Source organism: Streptomyces sp. DSM 15324, assembly GCF_001514285.1.
Taxonomy (GTDB): Bacteria; Actinomycetota; Actinomycetes; order Streptomycetales; family Streptomycetaceae; genus Streptomyces.
In genome coordinates, this window is record NZ_KQ949025.1 from 548329 (window position 1) to 566527 (window position 18199).

The following is an 18199-nucleotide window of genomic DNA, read 5'->3' on the forward strand; positions in this document are numbered from 1 at the left end:
GTCGTGGTCGGTGCCGGAGCCTGAGCCGGTGCCTGAGCCGACGGGGTGGCCGTCGCCCTCGTCGCGGACGTCGGTGTCCCTTCCGCCGCCTGCGCCCACCCTCCGCAGAGGAGGCCGAACGCAAGCAACCCGCCCACCAGCAGCGCCAGTTGCAGCGCACGCCGCCCGGCCATCCCGCGCAGAACGCGCGGAGCGACAGCGGGCAGGGCGGTGGGCGAGGTCAAGAAGGGAGGGTCCTTGCGTGTGCGAGGGAATGTGCGCCGATCCTTGCACGCGGGTGCCGTGGTGACGCAAGCCCGCTGTTACCGATGGCTGGTCATGTCATCCATGTCCTTTTTGCGCTGCCCCTTGTGCGGACGCGGACGTCACACGGTGTCCGGCACGGGCAGCGGACGCTTCTCGATCGCCGCCGCCATCACCTCCGGGAACAGGTCCGGGGTGCAGGCGAACGCCGGTACGCCCAGGGCCGAGAGCGCGGCGGCGTGCTCCCGGTCGTAGGCGGGGGCCCCCTCGTCCGAGAGCGCGAGCAGCGCCACGAACTGCACGCCCGACGCCTTCATCGCCGCGACCCGCTTCAGCATCTCGTCGCGTATGCCGCCCTCGTACAGGTCGCTGATCAGCACGACGACCGTCTCGGCGGGCCGGGTGATCCGCGACTGGCAGTAGGCGAGCGCCCGATTGATGTCCGTACCGCCGCCGAGGCGGGTGCCGAAGAGGACGTCGACCGGGTCGGCCAGCCGGTCGGTGAGGTCGACGACCGCCGTGTCGAAGACGACGAGCCGGGTGTCGAGGGACCGCAGGGAGGCGAGCACCGCCCCGAACACGGAGGCGTGGACCACCGAGGCCGCCATCGACCCGGACTGGTCGACGCAGAGGACGACGTCCTTCCTGAGGGACCGTGCCGCCCGCCCGTGTCCGACCAGCCGCTCCGGCACGACCGTCCCGTGCTCGGGCAGGTAGTGCTTGAGGTTGGCGGCGATGGTGCGGTTCCAGTCGATGTCGTGGTGGCGTGGCCGGTGGACGCGGGCCCCCCGGTCGAGGGCGCCGGTGAGAGTGGCCCGGGTCCGGGTCGCGAGCCGCCGCTCCAGGTCCTCGACCACCTTGCGGACGACGGCCCGTGCCGTCTCCTTCACCGTCTCCGGCATCGCCTGGCTGAGCGAGAGCAGCGTGCCGACGAGATGGACGTCGGCCTCGACCGCCTCCAGCATCTCCGGCTCCAGCAGCAGCGCCGACAGCCCGAGCCGGTCGATGGCGTCACGCTGCATCACCTGGACGACGGAGGTCGGGAAGTACGTCCGGATGTCCCCGAGCCAGCGCGCCACGGACGGCGCCGACACCCCGAGCCCCGCCGAACGGTCCCGTCCCGCCGCAGGCCGCTCCGCCTTTCCGTAGAGCGCGGTGAGCGCCCCGTCCATCGCGGCGTCCCGCCCGGACAGCTGCCGCCCGGTGCCGTCCGCCGCGTCCCCGCCGAGCACCAGCCGCCATCGCCGCAGCCGCTCCTGAGCCGTGTCGCCCGCCTCGACCGTCATCTGCCCACCCCCGCCAAGTCGCCGTCCATGCCGCCGTCAGCGCCGGTGTGGAAGCCGCCGCCCAACCCACCGTCCGAGCCGCCGCCCAACCCGCCGCCACCGCCGGGGTCGAAGCCGCCGCCCGAGCCGCCGTCAGGGTCGGAGTCGAAGCCGCCGTCCAGCCCCAGCAGCAGCCGTACCACCGGCAGCACCGCGCCCGCGCGCTCCTCGTCGAGGCCTGCCGCGAACCCGGGCACGCCCGCCCCCGGCCGCAACGCGCCCGCCCGCTCCCCGGGCCCCCGCCGGACCAGTTCGCCGAGCGTTCTGCGCACCCCCGGCTCGTAGGCCGAGAACGTCCGCCGCAGCAGCGGCAGCACATCCGTGAACGCCTCGGCCGGCACCCCCGTGAGCCAGCCGTCGACCAGCGCGAGCAGCCGCTCGTCGTGCACGAGGAGCAGTCCTCCCCCCGCACCGCCGCCGACGAAGCCCTCGATCCACGCGGCCGCGTCCCGGGGCGCCGTCCGGGGCGACAGCGCGAGCCCCATGAGCCGGGCCGCCTCCTCCTGCCCCACCGCCCCGTCGTCGAGCAGCAGCCGCACCGCCCGCCCCCGTACGACGCCCGCGACCCGGTCCCGCCCCGACAGCGCCCGCAGCACGGCTCGCCAGCGCGCCCGCAGCGCACCGCGACGCGCGAGCGGGCCGTCCGTCGCCGGAGCAGTCCCGTCGTCGCCCGGGGCCGCCGTCTCCTCCAGCAGCCCCACCGACCCCTGCACCGCGTCCACGTGCCGCCGCATCTCCTCCGCCGCGTCGGCGTCCAGACCGGTGCAGGCCGGGGGCAGCCCGACGAAGATCCGTTCCGCGAGGCCGGTGGCGACCTCCGCGAGCGCTCCGGTGTCGGTACCACGTACGTCGCCGTAGCGCAGGGAGCGGACCAGGGCGGGCAGCGCCTCGGCGAGGCGGCCGACGTCCGTGTCCAGCGCCGCCCGGTCGGCGAGGACCCGCATCACGACCGTCAGCGCGTCGGGGAGAGCGGCCGCCAGACAGTGTTCGGCGAGGGCGGTCACCTCGGCGAGGTCGCGCGCGCACACGGCGTCCGCCTCGGCCTTGGCGGTCGCCGCGGCGCGTACGGTCGTCCCCCACACGCCGGCCTCGGCGACCCGCACGGACAGTTCCGGTTCCCAGCGCAGCCGCCAGGTCTCCCGGAAGGTCCCCGTACTGCCCCGCGACGCCACCGGCTCGCCCCAGGCGACGCCCAGCAGCCGCAGCCGGTGCAGGAGTCTGCTGCGCCCGGCGTCGGTGTCCTTGCGCAGATCGAGTTCCGCCTCCCGCTCCGCCGCCTCCGGTTTCAGCCGCAGCCGGCGCTGGGCCCGGTCGAGGTCCCGTTGCAGGGGCACGGCCGGCGCGCCGGGGGGCACCTCCCCGAGCACGTCCCCGATCACGAGCCGGTCCCGCACCAGCGCCAGCGGTACGTCCGACCCGTCGCCCAGCACGGCCCGAACCGCGTCGGTGGTCTCCCCCAGACCGGGCAGCGGCCGGCCGCGCAGCGCGGCGAGCGTCTCGGCGAGCCGGACCGCCTCGATGACATCAGCAGGGGACACGATCCGGTCCTCCGCGCGCAGCAGCCCGGCCACCTTGGCCAGCCATCGCTCGACCGGCCGGTCGGGCGCACCGAACAGGTGCGCGTACCAGCCGGGCGAGTCGATGCCCGCCCCGTACCCCCCGTCCCGGGCCAGCCTGCGGTGGGTCCACGGCACCCAGGTCAGCTCGGCCCTGACCTTGGCGAGCCCTTTCAGCAGGGCCCGGTCGTCGGCGACGGCCGCCTTGCGGCGCAGGGCCGGCACATGCCAGGCCCCGCACACCACGGCCACCCCGCCGTCTCCGCACTCCCTTTGTGCCGACCGCACCTGGAGCCGCATGTGCGCTTCCCGTACGAGGTCGCGGTTCCCCTCCGTGCCCTCGTACGTCTCCCGTACCGCCGTCATCGCCTCCTCGACGGCGGCGAAGGGAGCGAGCGGGTCGCCTCCGCCCGCTCCCCGATGCTCGACGACGTCCTCCCACCAGCGTTCGGCGTCGTCGTACCCCGCGGCCTCGGCGAGCGCGCCGAGCGGGTCGATGCGCAGTGCGCCGCCCGGCGTGCCGCTCCGTTCCTCCACGGCCGGTCCGTCCTCGGCCTCCGCCCGGCCTTCCCAGGCCAGGGTGTGGGCGGCGGGGAGGTCGATGAAGCGGGCCGGAACGCCCTGCTCCAGCGCCCAGCGCAGCGCCACCCACTCGGGGGAGAACTCGGCCATCGGCCAGAACGCGGAGCGTCCCGGCTCGTCGACGGCGTGGGCGAGCAGCGCGACCGGCGGCCGCATGTCCCGCCCGGCGGCGAGAGGGATCAGCGGGTCGGCCTCGGGCGGGCCTTCGATCAGCACGGTCCGGGGCCGGGCGGCCTCCAGCGCCGCCCGCACCGCCCGCGCCGATCCGGGGCCGTGATGCCGCACCCCGAGCAGCAGCGGCCACCGCACGTCCTCGCCCGACCGCCCGTTCCCCTGAATCCCCGTCATCCGCTTGCCCCCCCTGTCATCCCGTCGCACCGCCAGATCCGCGCCTTCAGATCCGGGTCGTCAGATCCGCACCTTCAGATCCACGTCGTCAGACCCGGGTCGTCAGATCCGCACCTTCAGATCCACGTCGTCAGACCCGGGCCACCAGACCAAGGCCACAGCCCTGGGCCACCAGCCCCGGGCCCCCACACCTGGACCATCAGTTCCGGCCCTTCAGCCCTGGGCCATCAGATCCGGGCCACCAGCTGCGGGATCACCGCACCCGTCGTCACACGCGCGGCCAGCGCGAGTCCTTGTCGTCGTTCACGCGGTTCATGTGCTCACCCCCCTTCCGTGCCGGTCGCAGCCGCGGCCACCTCGAGTCCTCGTCGTTCCGGTTCACGCACTCACCTCCCTGCAGGCGCGGTAGAAGTCGCCCCAGCCGTCGCGTTCGCGGAGCACCGTCTCCAGGTACTCCTGCCAGACGACCCGGTCGGCGGCCGGATCGCGGACGACAGCGCCGAGGATTCCCGCGGCGAGGTCGCCGGGCCGCAGCACACCGTCGCCGAAGTGGGCGGCCAGGGCGAGGCCGCCGGTGACGACGGAGATGGCTTCGGCGGTGGACAACGTGCCGCTGGGAGACTTCAGCTTGGTTCGGCCGTCGCCGGTGATGCCGTCCCGCAGTTCACGGAAGACGGTCACCACGCGACGGATCTCGTCGACCCCGTGCGGTACGGCCGGCAGCTCGAGGGAGCGGCCGATCTGGTCGACACGCCGCGCCACGATGTCGACTTCGGCGTCGACGCTCGCCGGCAGCGGCAGCACCACCGTGTTGAAACGGCGGCGCAGGGCGCTGGACAGTTCATTGACCCCGCGGTCCCGATCGTTGGCAGTGGCGATCAGGTTGAAGCCGCGAACCGCCTGAACCTCCTGCCCCAGTTCAGGTATCGGCAGCGTCTTCTCCGACAGGATGGTGATGAGTGTGTCCTGAACGTCGGCGGGGACGCGAGTCAATTCCTCGACGCGGACCGTCGCCCCCTCCCCCATGGCGCGCATGACGGGACTGGGCACGAGGGCGTCCGGGCTCGGGCCGTGCGCCAGCAGCTGCGCGTAGTTCCAGCCGTAGCGGATGGCCTCCTCCGGGGTGCCCGCCGTGCCCTGCACCAGCAGGGTCGAGTCACCGCTGACCGCCGCGGCCAGGTGCTCGGACACCCAGGTCTTGGCGGTTCCGGGCACGCCGAGCAGGAGCAGGGCGCGGTCGGTGGCGAGCGTGCTGACGGCCACCTCGACGATGCGGCGCGGGCCCACGTACTTCGGTGTGATCGCCGTGCCGTCGGGCAGGGTGCCGCCGAGGAGATAGGTGGCGACGGCCCACGGCGACAGCTTCCAGCGGGCCGGCCGCGGCCGGTCGTCCTGGGCGGCGAGCGCGGCGAGTTCATCGGCGAAGGCGTCTTCGGCATGCGGCCGCAACGCCTGCGCGGGCTGGGTCTGACCGGGTTTCACGAACGTCGGGTCTACGGACACGGACATGGCTGAGGTCCCCTCCAGCTCGGCCGGTTCGGGTCTGGTGTCCACCGTGCACCACCCCACTGACAATCCGTTGTGACCTGCGAAAACGCCGCGGATCGAGGATGCGGCGGCCCCGCGCGGGGCCGATTGTCAGTGGGAGGGCCTACCGTCGACGACATGACTCAGCAGGAGGTGCGCTGGACCGCGGACCGGGTGCTGGCACTGGCGCCTGATTCCGCGTCACGCAAAGCGGGCAGCAAACTCGGCGTGGCCGCGGCGTGGTCCGGGACGGGCAGGTCGCGGGAGGGGACGGTGTGGGGGGTGTGCGGCGGCAGCGGCGGCGTGCCGTATCGCGCGGTCGTCGACACCGCTGCCGCGCCCGGCACCCCCGGACCGTGGTGCGCGTGCACGTGCCCGAGCCGCAAGTCCCCGTGCGAGCACGCCCTCGGTCTGCTGCTGCTCCGGTCGGCCGGGGAGGTGGCCGTCCCGGTGGGGCCGGCGCCGGACTGGGCCGAGAAGTGGATCGCGCGACGGCAGGGGCCTACGCAGGAGAAGGGGGAGGTGGGCGCGGCGGGTCCCGGCTCCGGACCGGCCGATCCGGAGGCGGCGCGCCGGAGGGCGGAGCGGCGCGCCGAGCGGATCACCGCGGGGGCGACGGAGCTGGAGCAACGGCTGGCCGATCTCCTGCGCTCCGGCCTCGCCACGGCCGAGCAGGCGGGGTACGGGCTGTGGGAGGAGACGGCGGCCCGCATGGTCGACGCCCAGGCCCCCGGACTGGCGGCGCGCGTGCGGGAGTTGGGGGCGATACCGGGGTCCGGACCCGACTGGCCGGTCCGGCTGCTGGAGGAGTGCGCCCTGCTCCACCTCCTCGACCAGGGCTGGCTGCACCGCGAGCGGCTCCCGGAGACCCTGGCCGCCACGGTCCGCTCCCGTGTCGGCCTGACCGCCCGGCCGGCCGGCCCGCCGCTGCGCGACCACTGGCTGGTCCTCGCCCAGCACGACACGCCGGACCCGAAACTGACGACCCGCCGGATCTGGCTGCACGGCATCGCCTCGGGCCGCACGGTCCTCGTTCTGTCCTACGGCGCCGCGGGCCGCGCCCCCGACCTCGCCCTGCCGGTCGGGCTGGCCCTGGACGCCGAGCTGTCCGTCCATCCGGGCAGCGGGCGGCGACGGGCGGCGCTGGGCGAGCAGTTCGCGCCACCGGCACCGACCACGGCCCGCCCGCCGGGCCTGACGACGGCCGCGGCGGCCGCGCACTACGGCGCGTCGCTGCGCGACGACCCCTGGCAGGAGTCCGTGCCGGTGACCCTGGACGGCGTCGTCCCGACCCCTGACGGCCCGTCCTGGCAGCTGGCCGACGCCGACGGGGACACGGCCCTGCCGCTCACCCCGGCGGCCGCCGCCCGTCCGGGCCTGTGGCGGCTGGTCGCGCTCTCGGGCGGCGCCCCGGTGACGGTGTTCGGCGAGTGCGGCCACCGGGGTTTCACCCCGCTGACCGCCTGGCCGCCCGGCCCGGGAGAGGCGGTACCGCTGTGACCGAGACTGAAGGGACACCCCTGCACGCGCACGCCACGCCGACCCCCATCGCCACGTCGACCTCCGTCGCCGCGCCCGTCCCCACGCCCCTCTCGGACACGGCCCCCGCCTGGGAGGACCTGGTCACCGCCGCCCTCCTGGGCACGGATCGCCGTCCGCCCCCCGGGTCCGTCACCGGCCGTCCGGCGCCGTCCGCGCTGCTGGACGCGGCGGCGGCCGAGACCGTACGGCGCCGGGCGGGGCTGCGTCCGGGACGGGCCGCGACCCGCCCCGAACCGGCCCCCGCCGACCCGCGCCCCACCCTGCCCGCTCCCGCGGCCCGCAGACTCGCCCTGCTGCTCGCCGACCGCGCCGGCACCGGCGGAACGGGGCGCAGGGGGACCGCACCGGACCTCGTGGAGCTGCTGCCCCAGTGGCTGGCGGCGGCGAACGCGCACGGGTACGCCCCGCCCGCCGAGGCCCTGCCCGCGCTGCTCGACGCGGCACGCGGGCGTACCGACCTGCGGCCGGCGGCGCTGAGGTTCGCGGGCCCGCGCGCGCTGTGGCTGGCCCGGCTGAACCCGGAGTGGCGGTTCGCGCTGCGCGCCGCGCCCGGCGGGGACGCCGCGCTGCCGCGCCCGGAGGAGACCGGGCGGATCGAGAAACTGTGGCAGGAGGGCCTGTTCGCCGAGCGGGTCGCCCTCCTCGCCTCGCTGCGCTCCCGCGCCCCCGACACGGCCCGCGCCCTGCTGGAGTCGACCTGGTCCACGGAGCGCGCGGAGGACCGGCTGATGTTCCTCGACTCGCTGCGCGCGGGCCTCGGTGAGCGGGACGAGCCGTTCCTGGAGGCGGCGCTGACGGACCGCAGCCGCAATGTACGGGCGACGGCGGCCGAGTTGCTGTCGGCGCTGCCGGGTTCGGCGCTCGCCGCGCGGATGGCGGTGCGGGCGGGCGCGTGCGTGGCCGTCGACCACACCGGCGACACGCCGACGCTCGTCGTCGAGGCGCCCCATGTGTGCGACGCGGAGATGGAGCGCGACGGCGTCGCCCCCAAGGCCCCGTCGGGCCGGGGTGAGCGGTCGTGGTGGCTCGGCCAGCTGGTGGAGGCGGCCCCGCTCACCGCCTGGCCGGCCCGGCTGGGCGGGCGGACACCGGAGCGGATCGTCGCACTCCCGGTGGCCGACGACTGGCTGGGCGAGCTGCACGCGGCCTGGTGCCGGGCCGCCGTACGGCAGCGGGACGCGGCCTGGTCGCGGGCGCTGCTCGGACCGCCGTCCGCGCCCGGGGCGGGCGGTCCTGGCGCGGTGTCCCTGGCCGAGCGGGCCAAGCTGCTGGCCACCCTGCCGGTGGGCGAACGGGCGGAGTGGGTGGCCGGTTTCATCGCGGCGCACGGGCTGTCGGAGGCGTTCCAGCTGCTCGGCGTCTGCGCGGTGCCGTGGGCCGCGCCGCTCGGGCGGGCGGTGGTCGACGCCCTCAACATCGCGCGCGACGCGGGAAGTTACCCGTGGAGTTTCAGCGGGGTGATGGGTCTCGCCGAACGCTGTCTGGACCCCTCGGAGGCCTCCCGGCTGGACGCGCTGCTCGCCGTACCCGACGAACCGGAGGACGCGTCCCCCGGGGCCGGGGGCTACTGGGCCGAGGCCTTCCAGCGCCTGGGGAGGACCCTGCGGCTGAGAGCGGTGATGGCACGGGAACTGGGTGGCGGGCCGTCGTGAGGGCGCCGCCGGCCGACCGTCGCCGGGACCGGCCAGGATTCCCGGTCTGGAGTTCCGGCCTGGATTCCCCCGGATTCCCGGTTCCCCTGGATTCCCGGCCTAGATCTCGGTCGGCTGTCCGACGTTCTCCCGGACCCAGTCCACGATCGTCGCCATGGTCGTCCCGGGAGTGAAGATCGCCGCGACGCCCTTCTCCTTCAGCGGGGCGATGTCCGCCTCGGGGATGATCCCCCCGCCGAAGACCAGGATGTCCGCGGCGTCCCGCTCGCGGAGCAGTTCGATCACCGCGGCGAAGAGCGTGTCGTGCGCGCCGGACAGGATGGACAGCCCGATCGCGTCGGCGTCCTCCTGGATCGCCGTGTCGACGATCTGCTCGGGGGTCTGGTGGAGCCCGGTGTAGACGACCTCCATGCCGGCGTCGCGCAGTGCCCGGGCGATCACCTTGGCGCCGCGGTCGTGGCCGTCGAGTCCCGGCTTGGCCACCACCACGCGGATCGGGCCGGATGCCACACCCATGACTGCCTCCCAGAAGCGACTCCGCCCGCTCTCGACGGCTCGGACACCCCGTGCCACACACCGGGGAAGTGAACGAACGTTACCGCCAGCATCCCGCACCCGGCCGTTTCGTGGCATGGGCCAACGGGGAAATCACACCATGGGACAGTCATGGGAGCCGCACACGAGGTCGCCGTACCGCCGCGCCGCAGACCGCGCGCCGCGGCGGTACGGCGCATCGGGTACAGGCGCGACGGACCCCCGGGGCCAAGGACCCCGCCCGCCGCGCGGCAGCCGACCTCCTCCGCCACGGCTTCCACGAGGGCACACGGGGGACAGAGACGTCCTCGGCGTGTGCCGACAGGAGGTCGGCGATGCAGGTCACCAGGGTGCTGCAGCCCTTTCTTCCGCTCTACCGGCGTCTGCTGCCGGACCTTCCGAGCCTGCCGAACATCCCCGGCCGGCTGGCCGGGCTCTCCACGGCCCTGCTGAAGGCCACCGTCCTCGACCTCGCGATCCTCGCCGGCCACCTGCTGCTCTACCCCTCCGGCATCACCCCGGAGCGGCGTCCCGCCGCGCTTCCGCCCGGAGAGAACACCGCATCGAAAAAAAATGGCACCGCGTGCCCCACCCCGCTGCCCACGCCGGCCCCGCCCCCGGTCGTCCTGCTGCACGGCTTCATCGACAACCGCTCGGTCTTCGTCCTGTTGCGCCGCAGCCTCGCCCAGCACGGCAGGCATCGCGTGGAGTCGCTGAACTACTCGCCCCTGACCTGCGACATCCGTACGGCGGCCGAGCTGCTCGGGCGGCACATCGAGGAGATTTGCGAGCGCACCGGCAGCACCCGGGTCGATGTGGTGGGGCACAGCCTGGGCGGTCTGATCGCGCGCTACTACGTGCAGCGACTGGGCGGTGACGTCCGGATCCGCACGCTCGTCACGCTGGGGACCCCGCACACGGGCACCAAGGCGGTGCCACTGGCGAACGCGCACCCGATCGTGCGCCAGATGCGCCCCGGCTCCGAGGTCATCGAGGAGCTGTCCCGGCCCGCGCCCGGCTGCCGTACGCACTTCGTCAGCTTCTGGAGCGACCTCGACCACCTGATGGACCCGCTGGAGACGGCCCGGATCGACCACCCCGACCTGCTCGCACAGAACGTCCGGGTGACGGGAATCGGCCACCTCGCCCTGCCCGTGCATCCGGCGGTCGCGACCGGCATACGGCAGGCCCTCGACACCGCGGAGACGGCGACGGCCGGCCCGCGCACCGGAGGCCTGACGGTGGCGTGAGACCGGCCCGGCAACCGCTCACGGGGATTCGATAGCTGTTTGAGACCCGCCTCGCCTCGAACATTCTTCGAACATAAGGCCAAACCCGCGTCCGCCGTCCCCCGAAACACGGCCGATTGCCCCTTTCCTTCGAGCACGAAACCAACGGAAGATTGTCGCGCCCGCATACCGACGGGTACAGTCGCCGCACTGCTCTGGCAGCCCCTGTTGTCGAGGCGAGAGAGAAGTTGGTGAACGACCGTCACCCGTCGGGGAGCATGACCACCCCGGCTCCGGCTTCCGACGCCGACTCCGCGCCCTACGCGTCGTACGGCACCCAGGAAGCCTCGTACGACGGCTTCTCCCAGTACCACGGCTATGACACCGGCGCCCAGCACACCGGCCACTTCGCGGCCGACCCCTACGGCGGGCTCCCCGGCGACGGCACGGGCGCGGGCCTCGGCGACAGCTCCTACGGCACCGGGCAGTGGAACCTCGGCGCCCAGCCGACCATGGTCGACACCGGCGGCCACCAGCTCCACGACACGAGCGGCCACCAGGTCCTGAACTACGACCCGTACGCGGCCCAGCACCACGCCGCCTACGACTCGGGCGCCTACGACACCACCGGCTGGCCGACCGACCACCAGCAGCTCCCGCTCGTCCCGCCGCAGACCTCGGCGTCCGACGCCAGCGGCCAGTGGGACGCGAACGCCTGGCTCCAGCCGGACCAGTCCGGCAACCCCGCCGACCAGACCCAGCACTGGGAATGGGGCACCCAGACCTTCGAGACCGGTACCTACGACGCCACGCAGTGGAACTCCGACGGCGACGGCGGGACCGGCGCCGCCTCCGACGCGTACGAGCAGTCGGCCGAAGTCCCCTTCGACCAGCAGCCCACCGCGACCTTCGAGTCGATCACCCCGGACGAACAAGGCGCTGACGGCGGCGAGTTGTCCGCCACCGGTGAGCTGCCCGCCGTGTCCGAGCACCCCCTCCTGGACGACCAGGAGGAGATCGAGCCGGCGCCCGCCACCCGCGCGGCCGCCCGCAACGCGAGCCGTTCCCGCCGCCGTACGCCCCCGAAGCGCTCCGCGCTGCTGACCGTGGCCGTGCCCTCGGCGTGTGTGATGGGGGTCGCCGGGATCGCGGCCGCCTCCCTGGGCACGCTGACCGGCGGCGACGACAAGGACACCACGGCCTCCGCCTCCGACGCGCAGCCGGTGAAACCGTCCGCCGCCAACAACAAGCTGGACGCCCAGCTCGCGACGCTCAGCGCCGAGGCCGACAACTTCGCCGACCGGGCCAGCCGGACGCAGGAACGCATCGACCTCAAGGAACAGCAGGCCGCCGAGAAGAAGAAGGCGGCGGCGGAGGCGGCCCGCAAGGAGCGGCTGCGCCCGAAGTACGCCCTCCCGGTCGCTCAGCGCGGACTGAGCGCCTACTTCGGCCAGGCCGGCGTCAACTGGATGTCCCAGCACACCGGCATCGACTTCCCCGTCTCCTACGGCACGACGGTGATGGCCGTGACCGACGGCACCGTACGGACGCAGTGGAACAGCGCCTACGGCAACATGCTGATCGTGACGGCGAAGGACGGCACGGAGACCTGGTACTGCCACCTCTCCACCTACCGTGTCGCCTCCGGATCGACGGTGAAGGCCGGCGACCCGATCGCGTACTCCGGGAACTCGGGCAACTCCACCGGTCCGCACCTGCACCTCGAGGTGCGCCCGGCCGGCGGTTCGCCCATAGACCCGCTGCCGTGGCTGCGCAGCCACGGGCTGGACCCGACGTAGCACCCCGGGACTCCTCACGTGAGCCCCGAGCCCCCGCCCCGTCGGCGGGGGCTCACTCGTGTGCGCCGCCTGCCTCCGCCACCGCGAGCCCCTACAGCGAGCCCCGACAGCGGGAGCCCTACAGCTTCTCGACCGGCGCGTACCGCAGCAGCAGCCGCTTCGGCTTGCTGTCGCCGAAGTCGATGGTCGCCTCCGCGTTCCCGCCCGTGCCCTTCACGCCCACGACCGTGCCCAGCCCGAACTGGTCGTGGGTGACGCGGTCGCCGACGGCCAGCGCGACCACCGGCTTCTCCGTCGCGCCCCGGCGGGTCGCGAAGCCGGAGGCGCCGGCCGCCGAGGACCGCGAGCGGGACGAGGACAGCGAGGCCGCCACACCGAAGACCGGACCGGAGGACACGGGCGCGCTCGCCCCCTTCCGCTTCCAGTCCACATGGGTCGCCGGGATCTCCTCCAGGAACCGGGAGGGCGGGTTGTACGACGGCTGGCCCCAGGCGCTGCGCAGCGAGGACCGCGTGAGGTAGAGCCGCTCCCGCGCGCGCGTGATGCCGACGTAGGCCAGCCGGCGCTCCTCCTCGAGCTCCTTGGCCTGGCCGAGGGCGCGCATGTGCGGGAACACGCCGTCCTCCATGCCGGTGAGGAAGACGACCGGGAACTCCAGCCCCTTGGCGGTGTGCAGGGTCATCAGGGTGATGACCCCGGAGCCGTCCTCGTCCTCGTCGGGGATCTGGTCGGAGTCGGCGACGAGCGCGACCCGCTCCAGGAAGGCGGCGAGACCACCGGTGGCCGCGCCCTCCCCCTCGGCCTGCTCCTGCTCGAACTCCAGGGCCACGGCGGCGAGTTCCTGGAGGTTCTCGATGCGGGTCTCGTCCTGCGGGTCGGTGGAGGCCTGCAACTCGGCCAGATAGCCGGTGCGTTCGAGCACGGCCTCGAGGACGGTCGCGGGGCCCGCGCCGGACTCGACGATCGTCCGCAGCTCCTCCATCAGCACGTTGAACCGCTTCACCGCGTTCGTGGAGCGCGCGGCCATGCCGTACGCCTCGTCGACGCGCTTGAGGGCCTGCGGGAAGCTGATCTTCTCGCGCTGGGAGAGGGCGTCGATCATCGCCTCGGCGCGGTCGCCGATGCCGCGCTTGGGGACGTTGAGGATCCGGCGCAGCGGGACGGAGTCCTCCGGGTTGGCGAGGACGCGCAGGTAGGCCAGGACGTCCCGGACCTCCTTGCGCTCGTAGAAGCGGACACCGCCGACGACCTTGTAGGGCAGGCCGACGCGGATGAAGACCTCTTCGAAGACCCGGGACTGGGCGTTGGTGCGGTAGAAGACGGCGACATCGCCGGCCTTGGCGTCGCCCGCGTCGGTGAGGCGGTCTATCTCGTCGGCGACGAACTGCGCCTCGTCGTGCTCGGTGTCGGCGACATAGCCGGTGATGCGCGCGCCCGCGCCCGCGTTGGTCCACAGGTTCTTCGGGCGGCGGGACTCGTTGCGCTCGATGACGGCGTTGGCGGCGGACAGGATCGTCTGCGTGGAGCGGTAGTTCTGTTCGAGCAGGATCGTCGTCGCGTCCGGGTAGTCCTCCTCGAACTGGAGGATGTTGCGGATCGTCGCACCGCGGAAGGCGTAGATCGACTGGTCGGCGTCACCGACGACGCACAGTTCGGCGGGCGGGACGTCGTACTCGTTGGGCGGGACGTCGACGGGGTGTTCAAAGGTGCCGACCAGCTCCCTGACCAGGGCGTACTGGGCGTGGTTGGTGTCCTGGTACTCGTCGACGAGGACATGACGGAAGCGGCGGCGGTAGTGCTCGGCGACGTCGGGGAAGGCACGCAGCAGATTGACCGTCGTCATGATCAGGTCGTCGAAGTCGAGCGCGTTGGCCTCGCGGAGCCGGGACTGGTACATCGCGTAGGCCTGGGCGAGGGTCTTCTCGAAGCCGTCGGCGGCCTGGGCGGCGAAGTCCTCCTCGTCGATCAGTTCGTTCTTCAGGTTGCTGATCTTGGCGCTGAAGGACTTGGGCGGGTAGCGCTTGGGGTCCAGGTCCAGATCGCGGCAGACCAGGGCCATCAGCCGCTTGGAGTCCGCGGCGTCGTAGATGGAGAAGGAGGACGTGAAGCCGAGCTTCTTCGACTCGCGGCGCAGGATCCGCACGCACGCGCTGTGGAAGGTCATCACCCACATCGCGTTCGCGCGCGGGCCGACGAGCTGCTCGACGCGCTCCTTCATCTCACCCGCGGCCTTGTTGGTGAAGGTGATCGCGAGGATCTGGCCCGGGTGGACGCCGCGCTCGGCAAGGAGGTGGGCGATGCGGTGGGTGAGCACACGGGTCTTGCCCGAGCCGGCGCCCGCGACGATGAGCAGGGGGGTGCCGGCGTGGACGACGGCCGCGCGCTGGTTGTCGTTGAGCCCCTCCAGGAGGGCGGCCGCGTCGATCGCCGGACGCGGGGCGCCGTCGCGGTAGTACGCGTCCCGGTCCGGGGGTGCGTCGAACTTCCCGCCGAACAGATCGTCCGGAAGCGACTCCGGACCGTGATCGTCCTCGGGCGGCGGCGGGGGTTCCTCCTCGTGGCCCGCGGGGGCCTGGAGGTTCGCCAGGAAGCTGTCGTCAAAGAGGCTGCTCATCGCTCTCCGAGTCTAGGGTGCCCCACCGACAACGCGTGGCCCTCCCCCGAACATCCCCACCCTCACCTTCCGAGGCGGCGATATCACAGCACGTGATCCCACGTCCCAGGTTTGAGGAAGATAACGAAAACGTATCGGGCATATCGCCCGGCAACCTTCACAGAAGCCACACGAGTTGGCTACCGTGCCGGGCAGGCCACACGGATCCCACCGGCGAACCTCGCCGGGCCGTACTGCCTCCGCCGAGCCCGGCGCGCCCCCTGTGCGGCAGCCGGAGCCGGGGACCACCGGGACCCCGGGGTGAATCGCCCGACTCCCCAGCGGGAGGCGGCCGTAGGGCGCCCTTCCGCACCGTCCGCCCGAACCCTCCCGCACCGCCCACCCGGTCGGCGGACGATGGAAGGAGTCGCCTCCCTTGGCGTCGCAGCACCGCAAGCCGCGCTTCTTGGGCAGCCGCGTGGCAGGCATACGCACGCCCGGCCTGGCCACCGCCGCCTTCACCTCCGTGGCCCTGCTGTCCCAGTCGGCGAACGCAGCGCCCTCCGACGACGGCACGCCGAGCCTGGAGGAGGTCGAGAAGAAGCTCGACGACCTCTACCGCCGGGCGGAGTCGGCGCCCGAGAAGGACAACGGCGCCAAGGAACGGAAGACCAGGCAGCGCAAGCGGGTGGACGGTCTCCTCGAGGACGTCGCCCCGCGCACCCGGAAGCTCAACGAGGCGCGGGAGGAACCCGGTTCCTTCGCCGCCGCCCGGTACCGCACCGGCGCCTCCGCGCCCGACACGGCGGCGTTCCTGACGGCGGACTCCCCGCGGGACCACGTCGACCGGACCCAGCCGAGGAGCCGGCTGACCGACCGCCAGAAGGGCGCCGCCGACGACTACGTCACCGGGCAGTCGGCGACGATGCGCGAACGGCAGGAGGCCGCCGAGAGCCTCGCCGCGCTCGGCGACACCGAGAGCGAGCTGAAGACCGCCAAGGCCGCCGTGCAGAAGAAGCTCGGCGACGCGCGCGAGCTGCTGGCGCGGCTGACCGCCCGGGAGCGGGCTGCTGCGTCCTCCCCCGCCGCGTCCCCCTCTGCCGCATCCCCCTCTGCCGCCTCCTCGGACTCCTCATACATCAGCCAGGCCGAGAAGGCGCTCGCGTTCGCCCGTGCACAGATCGGCAAGCCGTACGTCTGGGGCGCCACCGGCCCCGACTCCTACGACTGCTCCGGCCTCACCCAGGCCGCCTGGAGGGCCGCCGGCGTCTCGCTGCCGCGCACCACCCACGACCAGGCGAACGCCGGCACCACCGTCTCCCTCGCCGACGCCCGCCCCGGTGACCTGGTCTTCTTCCACGACGACATCAGCCACGTCGGCATCCACCTCGGCAACGGCATGATGATCCACGCCCCGAAGCCGGGCACGTACGTCCGCGAGGAGTCGATCCACTACGACGGCGAGTCGGGCGTCCACAGCGTGGTCCGCCCGGCCTGAGCCGACTGCGGGCACGCGCGTGCAGGTCGTTTTTCTCGACTACGCGCGTGTGCCGCCGCCGCAGCCGCCTCGCGTCCTTAGCATCGGGCCCATGCCCGGCACCTCCTCCCTGCGCGCCCGGTGGGCGCGGCGTCCCCCGGCGGCCGGCGCCGCCGTGCTGGCCACCGGCGTCCTGTCCATCGGACTGCGCCTGGCGGGGCACGAGGTCCTGTCCCACGTCGCGCTGGCACTGGCCGGCGCCGCCTGGGTGGCACTGGCCGCCGACTTCGTCGTACGGCTCCTGTGGGAGCGCCGGCGCCGGCTCGCGGAGGCCGGGACCCCTGGCGGGCTGACCGCCGTGGCCGCCACGACCGTGCTCGGCACGGGCGTCTCGACGCTGGGCCGGCAGAACCTGGCCTGGGCCCTGCTGGCGCTGTCGGCCCTGCTGTGGCCGGTGCTGATGGCAGGTTTCCTGCGGCAGGTCGTCCGGCGCCTCATGAGCCACCGGGCCCGCGGGATGCCCGGAGCGGTGTTCCTGTGCTGTGTGGCCACCCAGGGGCTCGCGGTGCTGGGCGCGACCCTGGCGAAGGCCGAGGCCCTCTCCTGGCCGGCGCACACCGCGCTCGTGCTGTTCTGGCTCGGCCTGGTGCTCTACGTGGGCGTGCTCGCCCTGTTCGACCATCGGCAGGTCACCGAGGGCGCCGGGGACCAGTGGGTGGCCGGCGGGGCGCTCGCCGTCTCCGCACTCGCGGGGGCGCGGCTCATCGACGCGGACCACGCGCTGTATCTGTGGAACGCCGACGACCGCGGCGTCCTGCGCGCGACGACGGTCGCGCTGCTCGTCCTCGCCCTCGTCTGGTACGCCGTCCTGCTCGCGGCCGAGGTGCTCCGGCCGCGGCCGCGCTACGACGTACGGCGGTGGGCGACGGTGTTCCCGATGGGGGTGACGGCCGTGGCGACGCTGTCCGTGGCGACCGCCGCCGACGTCCCGGGGCTGACGGGGCCCGGCAAGGTGCTGCTGTGGGTCGCGGTGGCCGCGTGGCTGGTGGTCGCCGCGGCGGCCCTGATCGCCGGGTCCGGCGGGGCCGTCGGGCTCGGCGGGTCCGTCAGGTCCACAGGACGGCGATGAAGATGTTCACCACGGTCAGCAGGCCCACCACGCCGAACAGCGGCTTCTCCACCTTCTCGTCGTCCCGCTTCACGTAGACCAGGCCCAGGATCACGATCAGCAGCGCCAGCTTCACACCGATCTTGATGTTGTTCAGGGGCTGGTCGTCGGCCTGGTTGAGGCCGACCAGGATCACACCGGTGACGAGCATGGTCGCCGCGCCGTGCAGCATCGCGGGGACGAAACGGGCCGTTCCCCCGCTCATCGCCTTCATCTGTGTGAGGAAGCCGCCCAGGAGCGCGGCGATGCCGATGATGTGCAGGCCGACGAAAAGATGGATGAGTACGTCCATGAGGCCGGATGCTAATCAGCCCGGCCCCGGCCACCCGACACCGGCCCCCACCACCCGGCGCCCTCCCCGATCGACGGCACTCGCATATATGCGTCCATAGCATCCCGCCGCGCCCGACTGCCCGGGAATCGCGGCATCGATCATCGCGCCGCGCGAACCCGACGCACCCGGCCCGGCCCACCGCGCAGAAACTGTCAGCCGGTGGTCCGCTCATGCCTTTTCCGCACATCAGGCCACCGACCCGACACCGTCGGGCCTAGCGTCCTGCCCCAGGTGACCGGCTCCCCACCGCCGCCCGGGCCAGGGGCGGCAGTCGGACACCACCGCCGAGA

At 73.5% G+C, this 18199-nt stretch carries 12 protein-coding genes; 6 read left to right on the forward strand and 6 right to left on the reverse strand.

The features are described from left to right. Window positions 1–365: 365 nt before the first annotated feature. The 3 genes from AQJ58_RS12785 to AQJ58_RS12795 all read right to left on the reverse strand — a co-directional run bounded on the left by AQJ58_RS12785 (window position 366) and on the right by AQJ58_RS12795 (window position 5563). Window positions 366–1529 (reverse strand): VWA domain-containing protein, encoded by a 1164-nt coding sequence (locus tag AQJ58_RS12785; RefSeq protein ID WP_067248999.1) that lies wholly within the window; start codon window positions 1527–1529, stop codon window positions 366–368. Next, complete coding sequence (locus AQJ58_RS12790) at window positions 1526–4054, reverse strand: DUF5682 family protein (RefSeq protein WP_234360034.1); 2529 nt, start codon at window positions 4052–4054, stop codon at window positions 1526–1528. Before AQJ58_RS12790 ends, AQJ58_RS12785 begins: the two co-directional genes overlap by 4 nt. Window positions 4055–4432: 378 nt before the next feature. Further along, window positions 4433–5563, reverse strand: coding sequence for an ATP-binding protein (locus AQJ58_RS12795; protein WP_067249000.1), 1131 nt, complete (start codon window positions 5561–5563; stop codon window positions 4433–4435). A 156-nt stretch (window positions 5564–5719) separates the two neighbouring features. Here AQJ58_RS12795 and AQJ58_RS12800 point away from each other — a divergent pair, with 156 nt between their 5' ends. Further along, window positions 5720–7081 carry a hypothetical protein gene (locus AQJ58_RS12800; RefSeq protein WP_067249003.1) on the forward strand — a complete coding sequence of 454 codons (1362 nt, stop codon included), beginning with the start codon at window positions 5720–5722 and terminating at the stop codon, window positions 7079–7081. 47 nt (window positions 7082–7128) lie between these two features. Next, window positions 7129–8775 carry a DUF5691 domain-containing protein gene (locus AQJ58_RS12805; protein ID WP_067249717.1) on the forward strand — a complete coding sequence of 549 codons (1647 nt, stop codon included), beginning with the start codon at window positions 7129–7131 and terminating at the stop codon, window positions 8773–8775. A 99-nt stretch (window positions 8776–8874) separates the two neighbouring features. On the opposite strand, the gene AQJ58_RS12810 is transcribed toward AQJ58_RS12805, so the two are convergent. Then, the gene (locus AQJ58_RS12810) at window positions 8875–9291 is read right to left on the reverse strand and encodes a coenzyme B12-dependent isobutyryl CoA mutase small subunit (protein ID WP_067249006.1); all 417 of its coding nucleotides are present in this window, start codon (window positions 9289–9291) and stop codon (window positions 8875–8877) included. A gap of 353 nt (window positions 9292–9644) precedes the next feature. Between AQJ58_RS12810 and AQJ58_RS12815 the strand changes: the two genes are divergently transcribed. Both AQJ58_RS12815 and AQJ58_RS12820 read left to right on the forward strand, forming a co-directional pair. Further along, the gene (locus tag AQJ58_RS12815) at window positions 9645–10559 is read left to right on the forward strand and encodes an esterase/lipase family protein (RefSeq protein WP_067249008.1); all 915 of its coding nucleotides are present in this window, start codon (window positions 9645–9647) and stop codon (window positions 10557–10559) included. A gap of 257 nt (window positions 10560–10816) precedes the next feature. Continuing rightward, window positions 10817–12337 (forward strand): M23 family metallopeptidase, encoded by a 1521-nt coding sequence (locus AQJ58_RS12820; RefSeq protein ID WP_067249011.1) that lies wholly within the window; start codon window positions 10817–10819, stop codon window positions 12335–12337. Window positions 12338–12455: 118 nt separating this feature from the next. Here the strand turns inward: AQJ58_RS12820 and pcrA are convergent, their stop codons facing one another. Continuing rightward, the gene (gene pcrA / locus AQJ58_RS12825; RefSeq protein ID WP_067249013.1) at window positions 12456–14951 is read right to left on the reverse strand and encodes a DNA helicase PcrA; all 2496 of its coding nucleotides are present in this window, start codon (window positions 14949–14951) and stop codon (window positions 12456–12458) included. A gap of 415 nt (window positions 14952–15366) precedes the next feature. Here pcrA and AQJ58_RS12830 point away from each other — a divergent pair, with 415 nt between their 5' ends. Together AQJ58_RS12830 and AQJ58_RS12835 are read left to right on the forward strand one after the other, a co-directional pair. Further along, on the forward strand, window positions 15367–16428 hold the full coding sequence (locus AQJ58_RS12830) for a C40 family peptidase (protein ID WP_067249015.1): 1062 nt from the start codon (window positions 15367–15369) through the stop codon (window positions 16426–16428). Between the two features lie 91 nt (window positions 16429–16519). Beyond that, a complete protein-coding gene (locus AQJ58_RS12835) occupies window positions 16520–17536 on the forward strand; it encodes a tellurite resistance/C4-dicarboxylate transporter family protein (protein WP_067249017.1) in 1017 nt (338 codons plus the stop codon). Here AQJ58_RS12835 and AQJ58_RS12840 read toward each other — a convergent pair. Then, window positions 17514–17867: a hypothetical protein gene (locus tag AQJ58_RS12840; protein WP_067249020.1), complete on the reverse strand. Its 354-nt coding sequence runs from the start codon at window positions 17865–17867 to the stop codon at window positions 17514–17516. The two genes, AQJ58_RS12835 and AQJ58_RS12840, sit on opposite strands and share 23 nt — an antisense overlap. Window positions 17868–18199 lie beyond the last annotated feature (332 nt).